We start from the raw sequence: 319 nt of genomic DNA, 5'->3' as shown, positions 1-319 counted from the left end.
ATAATGTTTAGAGATTGTGCTTCAGAGAGAATAGAGGATTGACTTTAGCCTTCTAGTGCTAATTATTTCAAACAATTAAATTTAAAGCGTGAAGATTATAGCTATTTGAAATCACGTTAAAATATACCTAGAAACTTAACTCGCTAATAAAGTTCGGCTATTTGTAATGTTACTTCGTCGCTTGCGAGCTGTTTTAATACAATAACTTTCAATAGCACCCACTCGACCTGCAGCTCCATGAAATAAGTTTTCAAACTGAGTTGTTAGCGTTAACCAGTTTTCAGCTTCGAAATTCAGTCTTTCAAGAATAGGAGGTAAA

General features: G+C 33.9%; 1 pseudogene. It reads right to left on the bottom strand.

The window, feature by feature from the left end:
• Positions 1-135 precede the first annotated feature (135 nt).
• Positions 136-319: pseudogene (locus CWC02_RS20875) on the bottom strand (hypothetical protein); the annotation flags it as partial.

Origin of the sequence: Pseudoalteromonas sp. S2721, assembly GCF_005887425.1 — a bacterium.
Taxonomy (GTDB): Bacteria; Pseudomonadota; Gammaproteobacteria; order Enterobacterales; family Alteromonadaceae; genus Pseudoalteromonas; species Pseudoalteromonas simplex.
Note: the sequence above shows the minus strand (reverse complement) of the source record. Positions and strands in the feature narration are given on the sequence as shown.